Source organism: Streptomyces antibioticus, from assembly GCF_002019855.1.
Taxonomy (GTDB): domain Bacteria; phylum Actinomycetota; class Actinomycetes; order Streptomycetales; family Streptomycetaceae; genus Streptomyces; species Streptomyces antibioticus_B.
Genome location: NZ_CM007717.1, coordinates 2054392 through 2073298, shown reverse-complemented (window position 1 = coordinate 2073298; position 18907 = coordinate 2054392). Strand labels below are relative to the sequence as shown.

18 protein-coding genes are annotated in these 18907 nt (G+C 72.2%); 12 read left to right on the top strand and 6 right to left on the bottom strand.

Features of this window, described 5'->3' with window-relative positions:
- Positions 1-455 precede the first annotated feature (455 nt).
- The 5 genes from AFM16_RS09225 to AFM16_RS09205 all read left to right on the top strand — a co-directional run bounded on the left by AFM16_RS09225 (position 456) and on the right by AFM16_RS09205 (position 5226).
- Positions 456-1574, top strand: a complete 1119-nt coding sequence (locus tag AFM16_RS09225) for a segregation and condensation protein A (protein ID WP_078636890.1) — start codon at positions 456-458, stop codon at positions 1572-1574.
- Positions 1571-2224 (top strand): SMC-Scp complex subunit ScpB, encoded by a 654-nt coding sequence (gene scpB / locus AFM16_RS09220; protein ID WP_030796416.1) that lies wholly within the window; start codon positions 1571-1573, stop codon positions 2222-2224. The genes AFM16_RS09225 and scpB overlap by 4 nt, the downstream gene beginning before the upstream one ends.
- Positions 2224-3315: a pseudouridine synthase gene (locus AFM16_RS09215; RefSeq protein WP_078633010.1), complete on the top strand. Its 1092-nt coding sequence runs from the start codon at positions 2224-2226 to the stop codon at positions 3313-3315. The genes scpB and AFM16_RS09215 overlap by 1 nt, the downstream gene beginning before the upstream one ends.
- Positions 3316-3484: 169 nt before the next feature.
- The gene (locus tag AFM16_RS09210; protein ID WP_078633009.1) at positions 3485-4207 is read left to right on the top strand and encodes an NUDIX hydrolase; all 723 of its coding nucleotides are present in this window, start codon (positions 3485-3487) and stop codon (positions 4205-4207) included.
- Positions 4204-5226, top strand: coding sequence for an ADP-ribosylglycohydrolase family protein (locus AFM16_RS09205; RefSeq protein ID WP_078633008.1), 1023 nt, complete (start codon positions 4204-4206; stop codon positions 5224-5226). The genes AFM16_RS09210 and AFM16_RS09205 overlap by 4 nt, the downstream gene beginning before the upstream one ends.
- A 15-nt stretch (positions 5227-5241) precedes the next feature.
- Here AFM16_RS09205 and AFM16_RS09200 read toward each other — a convergent pair whose 3' ends face one another.
- Positions 5242-5667 carry a Rieske (2Fe-2S) protein gene (locus tag AFM16_RS09200; protein ID WP_078633007.1) on the bottom strand — a complete coding sequence of 142 codons (426 nt, stop codon included), beginning with the start codon at positions 5665-5667 and terminating at the stop codon, positions 5242-5244.
- 158 nt (positions 5668-5825) lie between these two features.
- On the opposite strand from AFM16_RS09200, the gene aroH reads away from it, so the two are divergent.
- From aroH to der, 5 genes are all read left to right on the top strand, one after another.
- Entirely contained in the window at positions 5826-6188 is a 363-nt protein-coding gene (gene aroH / locus AFM16_RS09195; RefSeq protein WP_030796405.1) for a chorismate mutase, read from the top strand.
- Positions 6185-7270: a prephenate dehydrogenase gene (locus AFM16_RS09190; protein ID WP_078633006.1), complete on the top strand. Its 1086-nt coding sequence runs from the start codon at positions 6185-6187 to the stop codon at positions 7268-7270. The genes aroH and AFM16_RS09190 overlap by 4 nt, the downstream gene beginning before the upstream one ends.
- Before the next feature lie 615 nt (positions 7271-7885).
- On the top strand, positions 7886-8572 hold the full coding sequence (gene cmk, locus AFM16_RS09185; RefSeq protein WP_030796401.1) for a (d)CMP kinase: 687 nt from the start codon (positions 7886-7888) through the stop codon (positions 8570-8572).
- Complete coding sequence (locus AFM16_RS09180; RefSeq protein ID WP_030796399.1) at positions 8569-9219, top strand: lysophospholipid acyltransferase family protein; 651 nt, start codon at positions 8569-8571, stop codon at positions 9217-9219. Before cmk ends, AFM16_RS09180 begins: the two co-directional genes overlap by 4 nt.
- A gap of 79 nt (positions 9220-9298) precedes the next feature.
- Complete coding sequence (der, locus tag AFM16_RS09175) at positions 9299-10771, top strand: ribosome biogenesis GTPase Der (RefSeq protein WP_030796397.1); 1473 nt, start codon at positions 9299-9301, stop codon at positions 10769-10771.
- 81 nt (positions 10772-10852) lie between these two features.
- Here der and AFM16_RS09170 read toward each other — a convergent pair whose 3' ends face one another.
- Complete coding sequence (locus AFM16_RS09170) at positions 10853-11317, bottom strand: hypothetical protein (protein ID WP_078633005.1); 465 nt, start codon at positions 11315-11317, stop codon at positions 10853-10855.
- A 143-nt stretch (positions 11318-11460) separates the two neighbouring features.
- On the bottom strand, positions 11461-12243 hold the full coding sequence (locus AFM16_RS09165) for a DUF8842 C-terminal domain-containing protein (protein WP_030796391.1): 783 nt from the start codon (positions 12241-12243) through the stop codon (positions 11461-11463).
- Between the two features lie 518 nt (positions 12244-12761).
- Between AFM16_RS09165 and AFM16_RS09160 the strand changes: the two genes are divergently transcribed.
- Positions 12762-13475, top strand: a complete 714-nt coding sequence (locus AFM16_RS09160; protein WP_078633004.1) for a transglycosylase family protein — start codon at positions 12762-12764, stop codon at positions 13473-13475.
- Between the two features lie 282 nt (positions 13476-13757).
- Here AFM16_RS09160 and ctaD read toward each other — a convergent pair whose 3' ends face one another.
- Positions 13758-15452 carry an aa3-type cytochrome oxidase subunit I gene (ctaD, locus tag AFM16_RS09150; protein WP_078633003.1) on the bottom strand — a complete coding sequence of 565 codons (1695 nt, stop codon included), beginning with the start codon at positions 15450-15452 and terminating at the stop codon, positions 13758-13760.
- A 321-nt stretch (positions 15453-15773) separates the two neighbouring features.
- On the opposite strand from ctaD, the gene AFM16_RS09140 reads away from it, so the two are divergent.
- Positions 15774-15989, top strand: coding sequence for an I78 family peptidase inhibitor (locus tag AFM16_RS09140; protein ID WP_030796382.1), 216 nt, complete (start codon positions 15774-15776; stop codon positions 15987-15989).
- Positions 15990-16144: 155 nt separating this feature from the next.
- On the opposite strand, the gene AFM16_RS09135 is transcribed toward AFM16_RS09140, so the two are convergent.
- Both AFM16_RS09135 and AFM16_RS09130 read right to left on the bottom strand, forming a co-directional pair.
- Positions 16145-17179 carry a phosphatase PAP2 family protein gene (locus AFM16_RS09135; RefSeq protein ID WP_030796379.1) on the bottom strand — a complete coding sequence of 345 codons (1035 nt, stop codon included), beginning with the start codon at positions 17177-17179 and terminating at the stop codon, positions 16145-16147.
- A gap of 226 nt (positions 17180-17405) precedes the next feature.
- Positions 17406-18680 (bottom strand): putative hexosyltransferase, encoded by a 1275-nt coding sequence (locus tag AFM16_RS09130; RefSeq protein ID WP_078633001.1) that lies wholly within the window; start codon positions 18678-18680, stop codon positions 17406-17408.
- Positions 18681-18907 lie beyond the last annotated feature (227 nt).

Genomic DNA, 18907 nt, shown 5'->3' with positions numbered 1-18907 from the left:
AGGCGGCCGCCCCCGAGCCCGAACCGGTCCCTCTGCCCGGCAGGCTCCCCGAAGGGGGGCCGACTGCTGAGGCAGGGATTGCACTTGAACCCGATCTGGCTGCCGAGGCCGAGTCGGCCACTGGCACGGGGCCGGCCGCAGGGGTCCAGCCGATCTTTGAGGCTGGGCTGATTCCTGAGGTCGGGTGGCGCACCCAGGCCGGGGCGGCATCCGGGGCCGAGCCGGCCGCCGACGTCGATCTGGCTGCCGAGGCCGAGTCGGCCACTGGCATGGGGTTGGCCGCCGGGGCCCAGCCGGTCTTTGAGACTGGGTTGATCCCTGAGGCCGAGCGGGGCACTGAGGCCGGGGCGGCACCCGGGGCCCGGTCGGTCTTTAAGGCTGGGCTGATCCCTGAGGTCGGGCGGGGCACTGAGGCCGGGGCGGCACCCGGGTCCGAGCCTGCCGCCGACGCCGGTCTGGTCGCCGAGGTCAGGTCGGCCCCTGAAGTCGCTCCAGCGCCCGCAGCAGACCCCTCGTCCGAGCCGCGCCCTGAGGCCGGGGTGGTCCCCGGGGCCGAGTGGGCCGGTCAGGCTGGGCCGGGTGTCGAGTCCGGGAAAGTTTCTGAGGCCAAGTCGGGTGCGGGGACCAGGCCGGGCCCCGAGGGCGAGTCGGCCGCTGGAGCCGCGTCGATCCGCGAGTCCGCACCGCCCCTGGAGGCCACCGGCCTGGCTGCCGAGCCCGAGCTGGTCGGGGTGTCCCCGGCGGGCACTGGTGCCGATGTGCCCGACGGTGTTTTCAAGGTTCGGTTGGCGAACTTCGAGGGGCCGTTCGATCTGTTGCTTCAGCTCATTTCCAAGCACAAGTTGGATGTCACCGAGGTCGCGCTGTCCAAGGTGACCGATGAGTTCATGGCGCACATCCGGGCGATGGGGTCCGACTGGGATCTGGATCAGACGACCGAGTTCCTCGTGGTCGCGGCCACGCTGCTCGATCTGAAGGCGGCGCGGTTGCTGCCCGCCGCCGAGGTGGAGGACGAGGCCGATCTCGCGTTGCTGGAGGCGCGGGACCTGTTGTTCGCGCGGCTGCTCCAGTACCGGGCGTACAAGCAGGTCGCCGACATCTTCACGCATCGGCTCGACGTGGAAGCCCGGCGCTACCCCCGTACCGTCGGGCTCGAACCGCATCACGCCGAGCTGCTGCCCGACGTGGTCATCAGCATCGGCCCGGAGGGCTTCGCGCGGCTCGCGGTCAAGGCGATGCAGCCCCGGCCCAAGCCGCAGGTGTACGTCGACCACATCCACGCGCCGCTGGTCAGCGTGCAGGAACAGGCCGTGTTCGTGGTCGCGCGGCTGCGGGAGCTGGGCGAGGCCAGCTTCCGGACGCTGGTGGCGGACACCGACGACACCCTCACCGTCGTCGCCCGGTTCCTGGCGCTGCTGGAGCTGTACCGGGAGAAGGCGGTCGCCCTGGACCAGGAGACCGCGCTCGGGGAACTGCTGGTGCGCTGGACCGGAGGGGAGAGCGGCGAGACCCCGGTGGTCACCGACGAGTTCGACCGGCCGCCCGAAGAGCCCGAGAAGGAGAAGAAGCCGTGAGCAGCAGTGAGGAGACCGTCGCCGCGCTCGATCTCAAGCCCGCCCTCGAAGCCGTTCTCATGGTCGTGGACGAACCCGCGACCGAGGAGCACCTCGCGAAGATCCTGGAGCGGCCCCGGCGCCAGATCGGGGACGCGCTGCGGGAACTGGCCGACGAGTACACCGCACAGGGCCGCGGCTTCGAGCTGCGGTTCGTCGCCGGGGGCTGGCGTTTCTACACCCGCGCCGGGTACGCGCGTGCCGTCGAGCGGTTCGTGCTGGACGGGCAGCAGGCCCGGCTCACCCAGGCGGCCCTGGAGACGCTGGCCGTCGTCGCCTACCGGCAGCCGGTCAGCCGCAGCAGGGTCTCGGCGGTGCGCGGAGTCAACTGCGACGGGGTCATGCGCACCCTGCTCCAGCGCGGACTGGTCGAGGAGGCGGGCACGGAACCCGAATCAGGTGCGATCCTGTACAGGACGACGAACTACTTCCTGGAGCGGATGGGCCTGCGCGGTCTGGACGAGCTCCCGGAGCTCGCGCCCTTCCTCCCGGAGGCGGAGGCGATCGAGGCCGAGACCCAGGAAGCCGTACCGTCGTTCGATCCGGACGCCCCGGACGAGGACGACGGTCCCGGGGCGACCATGCCCAACACGACGACGACGGAACTTTGATGCGAAGCAGTGGCAGCGGTAGCGGAAGCGGTAGTGGTAAGAGCGGTGGGCGCGGTAACTACCGCGGGGCCGGGAACGGCAGGGACCAGAAGCAGGGCCAGGGTCAGGGCCGTCCCCGCAAGCCCCGTCCGGAGGAGCGCCGCTACGACGTGGGCCCCGGCGCGTCCCCGGACGGCCCCAAGTCCGGCCGCGGCGGCTCCGCGCGCGGTGGCGCCAAGGGCGGCCCCAAGCAGTCCCAGGGCGGCGGGCGCGGCCGTACCGCCCCCGCGCGCTCCCGTGAGTTCGACACCCGGGCCGAGGAGCGCAACCGCGAGCGGTACGCCGGCAAGAAGGACGTGAAGCTGCCCAAGACGTTCCCCGGCGCCGAGCAGGAGGGCGAGCGGCTGCAGAAGGTCCTGGCCCGCGCGGGCTACGGCTCCCGGCGCGCCTGCGAGGAGCTGATCGAGCAGGCCAGGGTCGAGGTCAACGGCGAGATCGTCCTGGAGCAGGGCAAGCGGGTCGACCCCGAGCGCGACGAGGTCAAGGTCGACGGCCTGACCGTCGCCACGCAGTCGTACCAGTTCTTCTCGCTGAACAAGCCCGCCGGTGTCGTCTCGACGATGGAGGACCCCGAGGGCCGGCAGTGCCTCGGGGACTACGTCACCAACCGCGAGACCCGGCTCTTCCACGTCGGCCGGCTCGACACCGAGACCGAGGGCGTCATCCTGCTCACCAACCACGGCGAGCTGGCCCACCGTCTCACGCACCCCAAGTACGGCGTGAAGAAGACCTACCTCGCGCACATCGTCGGCCCGATCCCGCGCGACCTGGGCAAGCAGCTCAAGGACGGCATCCAGCTCGAGGACGGCTACGCGCGCGCGGACCACTTCCGCGTCGTCGAGCAGACCGGCAAGAACTACCTCGTCGAGGTCACCCTCCACGAGGGCCGCAAGCACATCGTGCGCCGGATGCTGGCCGAGGCCGGCTTCCCGGTCGACAAGCTGGTGCGGGTCGCCTTCGGTCCGATCACCCTGGGCGACCAGAAGTCGGGCTGGCTGCGGCGGCTGTCCAACACGGAGGTCGGCATGCTGATGAAGGAGGTCGACCTCTAGGAGCGCCTCCAGCGGGGTCGTGACGGCCGGTACCGGGTTTTCCGGTACCGGCCGTCCCCGTTCCCGGTCCGGGGGCTCACAGGGGCTTGTGGGGACTCGACGCGAGCTTTATAGTCGTGGCGACTCTTAATCGCGCCGACTGTGGCGTCCCGAAGGAGGCGATTCCCCGATGGAGGGCTACGACAAGTACGCCCACGAGCCCTTCGCCGTCACCGTCGACCTCGCCGTGCTCACCCTGCGCGCGGGCGTGCTGCACGTGCTGCTCGTCGAGCGGGGGCAGGAGCCGTACGCCGGACAGTGGGCGCTGCCCGGGGGCTTCGTGCTGCCCGACGAGTCCGCCGAGAGCGCCGCCCGGCGGGAACTCGCCGAGGAGACCGGCCTCGCCGACGTCTCCGGGCTGCACCTGGAGCAACTGCGCACCTATAGCGAGCCCGGCCGCGACCCCCGGATGCGGGTCGTCTCCGTCGCCTTCGCCGCGCTGCTGCCGCACGGCCCCGAACCGGTCGGCGGCGGCGACGCGGCCCAGGCCCGCTGGCTGCCGTACGACAGCGCGGGGCCGCTCGCCTTCGACCACGACCGGATCCTGGCGGACGCCCACGACCGGGTCGGCGCCAAGCTGGAGTACACCTGCCTCGCCACCGCCTTCTGCCCGCCCGAGTTCACCCTCGGCGAGCTCCAGCGGGTCTACGAGACCGTGTGGGGGACGGCGCTCGACCGCCCCAACTTCCGCCGCAAGGTCCTCGCCACCCCGGGCTTCGTCGAACCCGTCCCCGGCGGCACCGCCCGGCTCACCGGCGGCCGCGGCAAACCCGCCGCCCTCTACCGCGCGGGCACCGCCACCGCGCTCCACCCGCCCCTGCTCCGCCCGCCCCGGGAAGGACACCCCGCATGACCGTCACGACCGACACCGGCGAACGCGCCACCGGATCCCTGATCGGGCTGGCCCTGGGGGACGCACTGGGGTTCCCTACGGAGTTCAACGACGTCCCGCAGATCCTCGCCAAGTGCGGGCCCTGGCGGGAGATGGAGCTGCCGGCGCGCGCCGTCGTCTCCGACGACACCCAGATGACGCTCGCGGTGGGGCGGGCCCTGCGCACCGCCATGGACCGGGGGCTGCTCGTGCCCTCGCGCCTCGTGCGGCCGCTGCGCGAGGAGTTCGTGGACTGGTACCAGTCACCGGAGAACAACCGCGCACCGGGCCGCACCTGCCTGACCGCGTGCAACCTGCTCAAGGACGAGCGGCTGGCCTGGCAGGACGCCAGCCAGATCGGCTCCAAGGGCTGCGGCGCCAACATGCGCGTCGCCCCCGTCGGCCTGGCGCCCGGACTCGGCGACGAGCAGCGGGCCGGGGCCGCCCAGCTCCAGTCCGCCCTCACCCACGGACACCCCACCGCGCTCGCCGCCTCCGACCTCACCGCCCACGCCGTACGGCTGCTCGCGCAGGGCACCGCGCCGTCCGCGCTGGTCGGGCTGCTGCGCACGTACGCGCTGGACAACCGCCGCGTCTACCACGAGCGCTGGCTCGGCGACCTGTGGACCCGCGCGCACGACCCGAGCGCGGAGCACTTCGTCGCGCGCGGCTGGGACGAGTGCCTCGGGGTGCTGGACCGGCTGGAGGCGGCGCTGCGCGCGCCCGATCCGGAGAGCGACCCCTGCCTCGCCACGGGGGAGGGGTGGATCGCGGAGGAGGCCATGGCCACCGGGCTGCTGTGCTTCCTGCTCTTCCCCGACGAGCCGGTCACCGCGCTGCGCCGGGCCGCCTGCTCCTCGGGCGACTCCGACTCCCTCGCCTGCCTGGCCGGCGCCTTCGCGGGCGCGTACGCCGGTGCCGGGGCATGGCCGAGGGCGTGGGCCGACCGGATCGAGTACCACGGGGAACTGGTGACGCTCGGGGCGCTCTGGGACCAGTGAACGGGCGCCTGGGTGTCAGGCCAGCGTGATCGAGCCGTCCGCGACGGTGATCTCCCTGGCCGGCAGCGGACTCGGCGCCGGACCGGCCACCACCGAGCCGTCGGCGATCCGGAACTCGCTCTTGTGACAAGGGCAGTTGATCGTGCCGTCGGCCACCGCGGCGACCGTGCAGCCCGCGTGGGTGCAGACGGCCGAGAACGCCTTGAAGTCGTCCTTCGCGGGCTGGGTGACGACGATCTTCTCGGCCGTGAAGATCTTGCCGCCGCCGACCGGGATCTCCGACGTCCGCGCCAGCACCTGGCCGGCGGAGGCGCTCGCGGCGCCCGAGTCCTGGTCCTGGCCGGAGCCGCCGGAGTCGCCGTCGCCGCACCCCGCGACGAGCGCCGCGGTCGCGCCGCCCGTCGCGAGGAGAACCGTGCGCCGGGTCGCGTCGAGGGTCATGTCGTCACTCCGAGGGTCGAAGGTGGTGGCACAGCAGGAGAATCTTCCCAAAGCGTACAGACGGCATGTCTCAGCGGGCGGTCGGCGGGCACGCCTCCCGGCGCGGGCTGACTAGGCTGGATGCGCAGCAGTCGTCCATCAGCACAAGGAGCAGCGCCGTGGCGGTACGAGCGGTCCGGGGAGCCGTCCAACTCGAACGCGACGAGGCCGGGCACATGGACGAGCAGGTCGGAGCGCTGCTCACCGCGGTCCTGGAGCGGAACTCCCTCGGTGTGGACGACCTGATCAGCATCTGGTTCACGGCCACGCCGGATCTGCACAGCGACTTCCCGGCGGCCGCCGCCCGCAAGCTGGGCATCGTCGACGTCCCGCTGATCTGCGCGCAGGAACTCGACATCGCCGGTGCCATGCCGCGGGTGGTGCGGATCCTCGCGCACGTCGAGTCCGACCGGACCCGCGCCGAGATCAGCCATGTCTACCTCGGTGCCGCGGCCGCCCTGCGCAAGGACATCGCCCAGTGAGGACCGCGCTCGTCATCGGAACCGGGCTCATCGGCACGTCCGCCGCCCTGGCCCTGGCCCAGCGGGGCGTCGTCGTCCATCTGGAGGACCACGACCCTGAGCAGGCCCGTACGGCCGCCGCGCTGGGCGCCGGCACGGACGAGGCGCCGGCCGGGCCGGTCGACCTCGCGGTGATCGCCGCGCCGCCGGCCCATGTGGCGGCCGTCCTCGCCGACGCGATGCGCCGGGGGGTGGCCCGCGGCTACCTCGACGTGGCCAGCGTCAAGGGCGGGCCGCGCCGGGAGCTGGAGGCGCTCGGCCTGGACCTGTCGGCGTACCTCGGCACCCATCCGATGTCCGGCCGGGAGAAGTCCGGGCCGCTGGCCGCGACCGGTGACCTCTTCGAGGGCCGCCCCTGGGTGCTCACCCCGACCCGGGACACCGACACCGAGGTGCTCAACCTCGCGCTGGAGCTGGTCTCGCACTGCCGGGCCGTGCCGGTCGTCATGGACGCCGACGCCCACGACCGCGCCGTCGCCCTGGTCTCCCACATGCCCCACCTGGTGTCCAGCCTGGTCGCGGCGCGCCTGGAGAACGCCGAGGAGGCCGCCGTACGGCTGTGCGGGCAGGGCATCCGGGACGTCACTCGGATCGCCGCGTCCGACCCCCGGATGTGGATCGACATCCTCTCCGCGAACCCCGGGCCGGTCGCCGACCTGCTCACCGATGTCGCCGCCGACCTGGACGAGACCGTGCGCGCGCTGCGGGCCCTCCAGTCCGCCGACGACGTCAAACGGCGCGAGGGCACGAGCGGCATCGAGGACGTGCTGCGGCGCGGCAACGCCGGCCAGGTCCGGGTCCCGGGCAAGCACGGGGCGGCACCGCGCGTGTACGAGGTCGTCGCGGTGCTCATCGACGACCAGCCGGGCCAGCTCGCCCGCATCTTCGCGGACGCCGGCCGGGCGGGCGTCAACATCGAGGACGTCCGCATCGAACACGCCACGGGCCAGCAGGCGGGCCTGGTCCAACTCATGGTCGAACCAAAGTCGGCCCCGACCTTGTCGGCGTCCTTGCGGGAGCGGGGTTGGGCGATCCGCCAGTAGGGCGGGCTGGCGGTGGTCCGTCCGGTGGTGGACCAGCGGGCCAGTGGACCGGCCCGCCAGGGGCTCGGCTGGCGGTGGCTCGGCCGGGCAGTGGTTCGGCCTTGCGGTGGAGAGACCTACCGGGGGGCTGGCGGTGGTCCGGCCCGGCGGCGGTGGTCCGGCGTGCCGGGGGCCCGGCTGGCGGCGGACCGGCCCGCCGATGGACTGGCCTGCGGTGGATCGGCCCGTCGGGGGACCGGTCGGCGGTGGCCCGCCAGGGCAACGGACCGGCCTTGCAGCAGACCGGCCCGCCAGGGGCTCGGCTGGCGTTGGTCCGGCCCGCCAGTGGACCGCCCCGGCGGCGGGCCAGCGGGCCAGTGGCCCGGACCGGCGGTGGTTCGGTCCGTCAGGGGAGCGGTCGAGGGTGGTCCGGGCGGGCAATAGGCCGGACCGGCAGTGGAGCGGCTCCTGGTGGGCCGGTGCGGCCGTGGAGCGGTCGTCGGTGGCGGTGCGGACCGTGGGCGCGGGCCATGGGGGCGGACCACGGCCGGGAGGGGGAGCGGTGGCCGGTAACCTTGTGCGGGGCACGTTTGCGCCCCGTACTCCCACCGCCCCGCACCAGGAAGGTGTCCCTCCGTGGAAAACGGCGCCGCCCAGCCCGTGATTGTCGCCATCGACGGCCCCTCGGGCACGGGCAAGTCGAGCACGTCCAAGGCCGTGGCCGCCCAGCTCGGGCTGAGCTACCTGGACACCGGCGCCCAGTACCGCGCGATCACCTGGTGGATGGTGACCAACGGCATCGACATCGAGGACCCCACCGCGATCGCCGCCGTCGCCGGCAAGCCGGAGATCGTCTCCGGCACCGACCCGGCCGGGCCCACGATCACCGTCGACGGCGTCGACGTGGCCGGCCCGATCCGCACCCAGGAGGTCACCTCGCAGGTCAGCGCGGTCAGCGCGGTCCCCGAGGTGCGCACCCGGATCACCGAGCTGCAGCGCTCGCTGGCCACCGCCGCCGAGCGCGGCATAGTCGTCGAGGGCCGCGACATCGGCACCACCGTGCTGCCCGACGCCGATCTGAAGATCTTCCTCACCGCCTCCCCGGAGGCCCGCGCCGCCCGCCGCAGCGGTGAGCTGAAGGGCGCGGACGTGCAGTCCACCCGCGAGGCCCTGATCAAGCGGGACGCGGCCGACTCCTCCCGCAAGACCTCCCCGCTCGCCAAGGCGGACGACGCCGTCGAGGTGGACACCACCGAGCTGACGCTGGCCCAGGTCATCGAGTGCGTCGTCACCCTCGTCGAGGAGAAGCGGGCCGCGAAGTGAGCGAGCTGCCGCCCTCCGTCAAGGGCGCCGAGGTCGGCAGACGCATCGGCGTCGGCCTGATGTACGGGCTGTGGAAGCCGCGGGTGCTGGGCTCCTGGCGGGTGCCCGCCACCGGCCCGGTGATCTTCGCCGTCAACCACTCCCACAACATCGACGGCCCGATGGTCATGGGCGTGGCGCCCCGGCCGACGCACTTCCTGATCAAGAAGGAGGCGTTCATCGGCCCGCTCGACCCGTTCCTGACCGGCATCGGCCAGCTCAAGGTCGACCGGCACAGCGCCGACCGCACCGCGATCACCCGCGCGCTGGGCGTGCTGGAGAACGGCGGGGTGCTCGGCATCTTCCCGGAGGGCACCCGGGGCGAGGGCGACTTCGCCGCCCTGCGCGCGGGCCTCGCCTACTTCGCGGTGCGCAGCGGCGCCCCGATCGTCCCCGTCGCCGTCCTGGGAAGTTCCGAGCGGCGCGGACGGTTGATCAAGGCGCTGCCCCCGCTGCGCTCCCGGGTCGACGTCGTCTTCGGCGACCCCTTCGAGGCGGGCGACGGCAGCGGCCGGCGGACCCGCAAGGCGCTGGACGAGGCGACCGAGCGCATCCAGAAGCAGCTCGCCGCCCATCTGGAAAACGCCAGGCGCCTGACCGGCCGCTGAGCGACACTGAATCAGTAGTGGACCAACCCGGGGAAAACGGACGTCCACCGATCACCACGATGAACGAGGTACGCACTTCATGAACGACGACCACCACTCCGAGGGCTCGGCCGAGCACGACCACGGAGCGCTTGGCGACGCCGAGTACGCGGAGTTCATGGAGCTCGCCGCGGAAGAGGGCTTCGACGTCGAGGACGTCGAGGGCGCCATCGAGGAGGCCGGTCACGGCCCGCTCCCGGTGCTCGCGGTCGTCGGCCGGCCCAACGTCGGCAAGTCGACCCTGGTCAACCGGATCATCGGCCGCCGTGAGGCGGTCGTCGAGGACAAGCCGGGCGTCACCCGCGACCGCGTCACCTACGAGGCCGAGTGGGCGGGCCGCCGCTTCAAGGTCGTCGACACCGGCGGCTGGGAGCAGGACGTCCTCGGCATCGACGCGTCCGTGGCCGCCCAGGCCGAGTTCGCGATCGAGGCCGCCGACGCGGTCGTCTTCGTCGTGGACGCCAAGGTCGGCGCCACCGACACCGACGAGGCGGTCGTACGGCTGCTGCGCAAGGCCGGCAAGCCCGTCGTGCTGGCCGCCAACAAGGTCGACGGCCCGAGCGGCGAGGCCGACGCGGCCTATCTGTGGTCCCTGGGCCTCGGCGAGCCGCACCCGGTCTCCGCGCTGCACGGCCGCGGCACCGGCGACATGCTGGACGCCGTCCTGGACGTGCTGCCGGACGCCCCCGCGCAGACCTTCGGCACCGCGGTCGGCGGCCCGCGCCGGATCGCCCTCATCGGCCGCCCGAACGTCGGCAAGTCCTCGCTGCTCAACAAGGTGGCGGGCGAGGAGCGCGTCGTCGTCAACGAGATCGCCGGCACCACCCGCGACCCGGTCGACGAGATGATCGAACTCGGCGGCGTCACCTGGAAGTTCGTCGACACCGCCGGTATCCGCAAGCGGGTCCACCTCCAGCAGGGCGCCGACTACTACGCCTCGCTGCGCACCGCGGCCGCCGTCGAGAAGGCCGAGGTGGCGGTCATCCTGATCGACGCCACCGAGCCCATCTCCGTGCAGGACCAGCGGATCGTCACGATGGCCGTCGAGGCGGGCCGCGCGATGGTCATCGCCTACAACAAGTGGGACAACCTCGACGAGGAGCGCCGCTACTACCTGGAGCGGGAGATCGAGACCGAGTTCGGCCAGGTCGCCTGGGCGCCCCGGGTGAACGTCTCGGCGCGCACCGGCCGCCACATGGAGAAGCTGGTCCCGGCGATCGAGACCGCCCTGGCCGGCTGGGAGACCCGGGTGCCGACGGGCCGGCTCAACGCCTTCCTCGGCGAGCTGGTCGCCGCCCACCCGCACCCGATCCGGGGCGGCAAGCAGCCGCGCATCCTCTTCGGCACCCAGGCCGGCACCAAGCCGCCGCGGTTCGTGCTCTTCGCCTCCGGCTTCATCGAGGCGGGCTACCGGCGCTTCATCGAGCGCCGGCTGCGCGAGGAGTTCGGCTTCGAGGGCACCCCGATCCACATCTCGGTGCGGGTGCGCGAGAAGCGCGGCAAGAAGAAGTAGCCGCGCGGGCGGACGACATGACGAAGGGCGGTTCCCCCTGACGGGGAGCCGCCCTTCGCCGTGACCGGTGCCGCCGTCGGCTCACAGGCCCCGGCGGGTGCCCGGCGGCAGCGCCGCGGGGACCGGCACGGGCACCATGGCCGTCGGGGTGTGCGCGGGCGCGTGGGACTGTGTCTGTGTCTGTCCCTGGGAGTGCGCCGGGGAGTGCTGCTGGCCGATCTGGCCGAGCTGGCCGACGCGCTGCCACTGCGACTGCTGCCGTGCGCTCTGCGCGCCCGCGCTGTAGGCGCTGTAGGAGTGGCTGAACGACCCCGGCCGGTGGTCGCCGTACGAGCCCGTGCTCTGCGGGATGCTGCCGAACGCGGTGAACCCCAGATCGTCCTCCCCGCTGCGGTCGCCCGGCAGCGAACGGAAGGTCTTGACGTACTCGGCGTAGAGCGCGTCGTAGATCGGCGTGGCCGATGGGCCGCCCTGGGGGTCCTGGGCCGGTCGCGCGGAGGGGACCGACGGGAGGGCCGGGCGGCGGGGAACGTCGTAGGTGTGCACACAGGTCCAAACGACCGCGCCCGGCAAGGGATGCGGCCGGGCGGCGGGGCGGGCGTCGCGAAGGGGGCGCGGGGAACCGCGCGGTCGGCCGGGGCGGCTGCGCGCCGGCGTGCGATCCGCGGTTCCCCGCCCCGGGCGCGGACTCAGGTCCCGGCGAGCGGCATCGCCGCGCCGACCAGCTTGCCGTTGGCGGCGGCCTTGTCGAGGGCGTCGCGCAGCAGGTCCTCCCGGGGCTGGCGGCCGATTGAGCCGACCGGCGCCGCGAACATCAGGACCTGCTGGTGCTTGTTGGCGGCCGCCCGCCAGCCCTCCGTCACCTGGAGCGGCTGGTGGGCCTGCCACCAGGCCACCGGCTGACCGCCGTTCGCCGAGGGCTGGAGCACGGCGTGGAGCTGGCCCATCGCGAGCAGCACGGACCAGCCGTGCTGCACCGGCGGCACCTCGGACAGCTCGCTGAGCGGCATGAAGCCCTGCTCGATGAGGAGCGGCAGGAAGTCGTCGCCGATCCCGACCGAGCCGGGGCGCACGATCGGCGAGGTCGGCTCGACCACCAGCGCCGGGTGCAACTCCCCGGCGATCAGGACGAGTCCGCTGGTCACGCCGAGCACGGCCTGTTCCGGGGCGACCTGGTTCGGGGCCATGTCGGCGCTGTCGCCGCTGATGGAGCGGACCGCGCCCTGGAGCTGCTCCTCCGTCACCTGGACGACCTGCGAGGGCAGACAGGTGGCGTGGGCGAAGGCGAGGACGGCGGTCTCGTCGCCGATGAACAGGACGGTGCTGGTGCGCTCGTGCTCGGAGTCGCCCGGGGTGCGGCAGGAGGTGCAGTCGTAACTGCCCGGGGCGTTGTCTCCGGCGAGCAGCCGGTTGGCTTCTTCGTCGCCGATCTCGGCGCGTACCTCGTCGCTGACGTCGAGCATGCGCGGCACGGGTGACTCCCTCGGAAGGCGGGGCGGTGGCGGGGCCGGGAGGGTCCCCGGCTCATGCAGACACAACGGGGGAGCTGTGGTGGGAGTCACGCTGCACACCCCAGGAAATCGAACCGCCGAACGCTGTCGGTCACGATCGGTGCGGAATCGGACACTCTTGGTCAAGTAACGGGGAGGTCACGGGAGTTGGTCCCGTGAGGTGACTCACAGGGCGGGCGCGGAGCGGTCCGACAAGTCCGGAAAACGAGGGATGAAGTAGGTGACGGAAATTGCCTATTACCTGCGGTAACGTTCAACTGACCTGCGACAACGGGGAGTTGGTTGATAACGGCTCGTCAGGCTCCCTAGATTGCTCCGCCGTGTGCAGCGAGCACCGCCCGGGAACGTCCGCCGGCCGCGCAGAGCCAGACAGCGCGCAGCACCATCGCCGGCGGACGGGGACGGAGCGCCACACCCGCGCAGATGTGCGGGAAGCGCCCCGCCCTGGGGGAGACCCGGGTCCGTAGAGAGGGAACCACATGTCCGAATGTGCCGATACCACCCGCGAAAGCACCCGCGAGACCACGCGCGCCACCGGAAGCACGGCGCGTACGACGGCGGTCCTGGCCGGGGCGGCGCTGCTCGCCCCCCTCGGACTGCTGGCCGCCACCGGCAACGCCGCGGCGGCCGACAGCGGGGTGTGGGACCGCATCGCCCAGTGCGAGAGCGGCGGCAACTGGCACATCAACACCGGCAACGGGTACTACGGCGGGCTCCAGTTCTCCGCCTCGACCTGGCGCGCGTACGGCGGCACCGCGTACGCGCCGACCGCCGACAAGGCCGGCAAGGCGCAGCAGATCGCTGTCGCCACGAAGGTCCAGAAGTCCCAGGGGTGGGGCGCGTGGCCGACCTGCTCGGCACGGGCCGGAGCGACCGGCAGCGCACCGGCGTCCGGAGCCTCGACCGCGTCGAAGCCGTCGAACGCGTCCAAGGCACAGAAGTCGCAGAAGCCGCAGAAGTCGCAGTCGTCCAAGCCGGCTCAGCGGTCCGCGCCGTCGAAGGCGCCCGAGCGGACCACCGGGAACACCTCCCGGGGCGCCTCGCGCGGTGACTACACCGTCCGCGCCGGCGACACCCTCAGCATCATCGCGGCCCGGCACGGGACCACCTGGCAGCGCCTGTACGCCGCCAACAAGGCCGTCATCGGCGGCGACCCCGACCTGATCATGCCCGGCCAGCGCCTCGCACTCTGAGCCCTCGCCCTCAGGGCCTCTCTTTCGGATCTTGCCGGGGGTCGCGGGGTCTGGCACGCACATCTGCGGCGTTGTCGTCGGTTGCCAACTCCCCCACGCTCGGCTGCGCTCGCGCGGGGGGACCCCCATCGCGTTGCCGCCCTCCTCCGCCTTGCAGCTGCACGCACCAGACCCCGCTCGGGCCCGCCGAGACGCGCCGCTGCTTGGAGCCGGCCAGATCCGAAAGAAAGGCCCTCGGGGCGCCGTAACGCCCCGTCCCGGTGTGCCCGCCGGGCGGGGCGTTCAGGTCGTCGGACCCGCCTGGTGCTTCTTCGGCTCGGGCTGCGGGATCTGCGCCGCGAACTCCGGGTAGCGCAGGTCGAACGCGGGGGACTCCGAGCGGATCTTGGGCAGCGCGGTGAAGTTGTGCCGCGGCGGCGGGCAGGAGGTCGCCCACTCCAGCGAACGGCCGTAGCCCCAGGGGTCGTCCACCTCGACCTTCCGGCCGTAGCGGGCGGTCTTCCAGACGTTGTAGAGGAACGGCAGGGTGGAGACGCCGAGCAGGAACGCGCCGATCGTGGAGACCGTGTTGAGCGCGGTGAAGCCGTCGGCGGCGAGATAGTCGGCGTACCGGCGCGGCATGCCCTCGGCGCCCAGCCAGTGCTGCACCAGGAACGTGAGGTGGAAGCCGACGAACAGCGTCCAGAAGTGGACCTTGCCGAGCCGTTCGTCCAGCAGCTTCCCGGTGAACTTGGGCCACCAGAAGTGGAAACCGCCGAAGACCGCGAAGACGACCGTGCCGAAGACGACGTAGTGGAAGTGGGCGACCACGAAGTACGAGTCGGAGACGTGGAAGTCCATCGGCGGCGACGCCAGGATCACCCCGGTCAGACCGCCGAACAGGAACGTCACCAGGAAGCCCGTCGCCCACAGCATCGGGGTCTCGAAGGAGATCGAGCCCTTGATCATGGTGCCGGTCCAGTTGAAGAACTTCACGCCCGTGGGCACCGCGATCAGAAAGCTCATCAGGGAGAAGTACGGCAGCAGCACCGCGCCCGTGACGAACATGTGGTGCGCCCACACGACGATCGACAGTCCGGTGATCGTCATCGTCGCGCCGACCAGCGTGAGGTAGCCGAAGATCGGCTTGCGGCAGAAGACCGGGATGATCTCGGTGATGATCCCGAAGAACGGCAGCGCGATGATGTAGACCTCGGGATGCCCGAAGAACCAGAACAGGTGCTGCCACAGCAGCGCCCCGCCGCTCGCCGCGTCGAACACCTGGGCGCCGAACCGCCGGTCCGCCTCCAGCACCAGCAGCGCGGCCGCCAGCACCGGGAACGCCATCAGGATCAGGATCGACGTGAAGAGCGTGTTCCAGACGAAGATCGGCATCCGGAACATGGTCATCCCGGGGGCGCGCATCCCGATGATCGTGGTGATGAAGTTGACCGCGCCGAGGATCGTGCCGAACCCGGCCAGCGCGAGCCCCATGATCCACAGATCGGGGCCGACCCCGGGTGAGTACTGCGCGCTGTTGAGCGGCGCGTAGGCGAACCAGCCGAACGACGCCGCGCCGCCCGGGGTCAGCAGCGAGCCGAGCACGATGAGCCCGCCGAAGAGGAACAGCCAGTACGAGAGCATGTTCAGCCGGGGGAAGGCGACGTCAGGGGCGCCGATCTGGAGCGGCATCAGCTCGTTGGCGAAGCCCGCGAAGGACGGGGTCGCGAACAGCAGCAGCATGATCGTGCCGTGCATCGTGAAGAGCTGGTTGAACTGCTCGTTGGTCACGATCTGGAGGCCGGGGCGGGCCAGCTCGGCCCGCATCAGCAGGGCCATCGCACCGCCGATCAGGAAGAACCCGAACGACGTGATCAGGTAGAGATGGCCGATCTTCTTGTGGTCGGTGGTGGTCAGCCAGTCGACGACCACCCGGCCCCGGGGCCGGCGTCCGGCCGGTGCGGGTGGGGCGGTCGCCGCCGCGGTGTCCGTCCGCATCGCCTCGCTCATTTCCTATGGGCCGTCAGCTCACGCGGACCCCTGCGGAATCCGGGAACAGGTGCCGGGGAGGGTTCTCCGGGCACTTTCCGCCGGGTTTATCGAGGGCGCCCGGCGACACGCGGGAATTACGTTCGAATACGCGCGGAAGGACTACGGGAACGGCTCGGAACCGATTGTCCGTGTGACGCTCGACGGGGTGTCCGAAGATGTCGTCCCGGCCGAAACGTGTGTCGTGATCCTGTGACAGAAGTGTGACCGGAGTGATCCACATCGCCGTTCCGGGTTCCCCGGCCGGGGTCCGCCGCCTAGCGTGGCGGTATGGCACCGATTCCCACTCCGCCAGCGGAGCCGAAGGACAGTCCGGACGGATATGTCGGCCTCGATGCCGACCGGGCCGAGCGGCTCGCCCGGGAGCGTGGCTGGTCCACGGTCCGCTCGCTCGCGCCGGGGACGATCGTCACCATGGAGTACCGCTTCGGGCGGCTGAACCTGGAGGTCCAGGACGGGCGCGTGGCCCGCGCCTGGAAGGGCTAGGACACCGCAGGACGGCTCAGGACGGCTCAGGACACCTCAGGGACACGGAGGCACGACGAAGGCCCCGGCATCCGGCGTCGTAGGGACGCCGGGGCCGGGGCCTTCGCGGTGCGGGACCTGGTGGTGCGTACCGGTGGTCCCGCCGTTCGTGGAGGTCAGCCGCCGGTCAGCGGGCGGGCCGTGGAGGCCGTGCCGCGCGGCAGCCGGTCGGGATGGGCCAGCCGGTCGGGGTGCGGGGGCCGGCGGCTGCCGACCGGGGTGACCGGGCTGCGTTCCGAGCGGCTGGTGTGCGGGCCCGGGGCCAGATAGACGGGGGAGCGGGCCGAACGGGCCGCCGTGAGCGACTCGCGGGCCGCCGTGGTCTCGTCCTGGACCGCGCCAAGGGGCGGGAACGGGACGGCGACCGGGACGGGTGCCGGGAACGTGCCGCGGGCGCGGTCGCGCAGCCGGTCGCGCAGGTCGAGGATCCGGGCCTCGGCGCGGGCGATCAGCGGCTCGCACCAGGGCAGCGCCAGCAGGATCAGCAGACCGGCGGCCCAGCCGAGGACCACGTCGCTCAGCCAGTGCGTGCCGAGGTAGACGGTGGTGAGGCCGACGCCCAGCGAGACCACCGCGGAGAGCGCGGACAGCCAGCGGCGGGCTCTCGGGGTGGAGGCCAGATAGGCCAGGATCCCCCAGGTCACGACCGCGTTGGCGGTGTGGCCGCTGGGGAATATATCGCCGCCCAGACCCATCTCGTTGGAGCCGATGGTGGTGGCGTAGTGCGGTCCGAGACGGCCCATGCCGATCTTGGCGGCGCCGACGGTGAGGTTCAGCAGCAGCAGCGAGACGCCCAGGGTGAGCAGCGGGCGCAGGGTGTGCTGCCGCCAGGATCTCCAGCCCAGCCAGGCCGCGACCATCACCGCGGTGGGGCCGCGCTGGCCGAGCACCACGTAGTAGTCCAGGAACGCGTGGATCTCGGGCCACTGCTGGTACGGCCGGAAGAACATGACCTGCCAGTCGAGGCGGACCAGCCACGAGGTGACCACCACGAGCCACACGATGGCGAGATAGAAGCCGAGGGTCGCCGAGAACAGCGCGACCCGGTGCCGGCTCATCTTCGGCACATCGATGTGGGCCGGTCGTTCCGGCTCACGGTCGAGCCTTGCGAACACCCGGTCCAGACGGGTGAGGTTTCGTTCGGTACGCACCTAAACGACGTTACAGCGAGTGAGCTGTGAACCCGGCCGATTCCGCGGCTTTGTGATGACGATGTGATGTGGGATTGCTCTCAGAAGGGCGCTAATTCCTGCGAAATCGCTAATGCTCGAACACCCTTCCCTTCAATTCCTTTGATCATTCGGGGGGTCGGTTTTAGTGTGCGTAGGAATTCGTTCACCAGAATCACGGGTTGAATTGCCCGGCCGTACGCCGGCGTCACGGCGGCCCCGAGCCGTTCAGCCACCACGCCCCGTACACGGCCGACGCCAGCGCGAGCCCCGCCGCGACCGGCACCGACCGGGAGGTCCGCAGCCGGGCCAGGGTCAGGGCCAGCGGGAACAGCAGCGGGAAGGCCGGCAGCAGCAGGCGCGGCTTCGAGCCGAAGTAGCTCGACGCGCACAGCGCCAGCGCCAGCACCGCGCCCGAGTACACCAGCAGCGGGAGCGGCTGACGGCCGCGCACGCAGACGACGTACAGCCACAGCAGCAGGGCGACGCCGACGGTCAGGCCGAGACCGGCCAGGGCGGACGGGAACGACGTGAACTTCTCGGCGACGAAGCGGGCGAAGGCGTACCCGCCGTCGAAGCCGTTGCGCCACCCCGCCTGGACGTCGAGATAGCCGAGCGGACCGTCGCCGGTGCGGTGGCCGACCCACAGGACGTACCCGGCGGTGCCGATGGGCGCGAGGAGCATGCCCAGGGCGCGCACGGCCGGACGGGCGCCGTCGGCTTCCCCTTCGCGCGGGAGCCGGGCTCCGGCGGGCTCGCCGGGGGCGTGCAGGGAGGTCCGCGCGCCGGACGCGCGCGCCGCGCTGCGGCTGCGCCCGAACGGGGCCGACGGCAGCGCACCCCGCTCCCGCAGGACGGACACCGCTCCCGCCGCCCAGACCGCCGCGACCACCGCGAGCCCCACCGGACGGGTCAGCCCGGCCAGCGACGCGAGCAGACCCGCGGTCACCCAGCGCCCGGTCAGCACCGCGTACAGCGACCAGGCGGCCAGCGCCGTGAACAGCGACTCGCTGTACGCCATGGACTGCACGATCCCGACCGGCAGCAGCGCCCACACGGCGACCGCGCAGACCCCGGCCCGACGGCCGTACAGCCGGTCGGCGACCGCGAAGATCCCCCAGGCCGCCGCGAACGAGGCGACCAGCGAGACCACGAAGCCCGCGCCGGCGTACGACAGCGGGGTCACCGCGTGCAGCGACCGCTCCAGCCACGGCAGCAGCGGGAAGAAGGCGAGATTGGAGTGGACGTCGCCGTTCGGCAGCCGGACCTCGTAGCCGTAGCCCAGCTCGGCCACCCTCGTGTACCACAGGGCGTCCCAGCGGGCGGTGAGCAGCGTGAACGCGCTCTTGTCGCGGGCGGCGCTCCACAGGAAGAGGGCGAGCAGGCCCAGGCCCCGCACCGCCGCGTACGCCAGCAGGGCGGGGGCCGCGCGGCGCAGGGCCGGGCGGCCGGGCGGCGCGGCACGGGTCTCAAGATCGGTCACGGGCTCGATTATCGGCGGGGGCCCGCGGCGGCCCGCCGGGCGGCCCGGAACGAGTGGCGTACGCCACATGAGTTCCCCGTGGAGTGTGAGAGGTCCGCCACGTGGCCGTGGCGCGAACTCGCGTACGCTGCGTTCCACTCGTGTTCGTTTGCGCGGGCCGGAGACCACCGCTCCTCTCCGGCCGAGCCGCGGGGAGTCCCCACCTCGTGAGCCCGCCGGACCGAGGG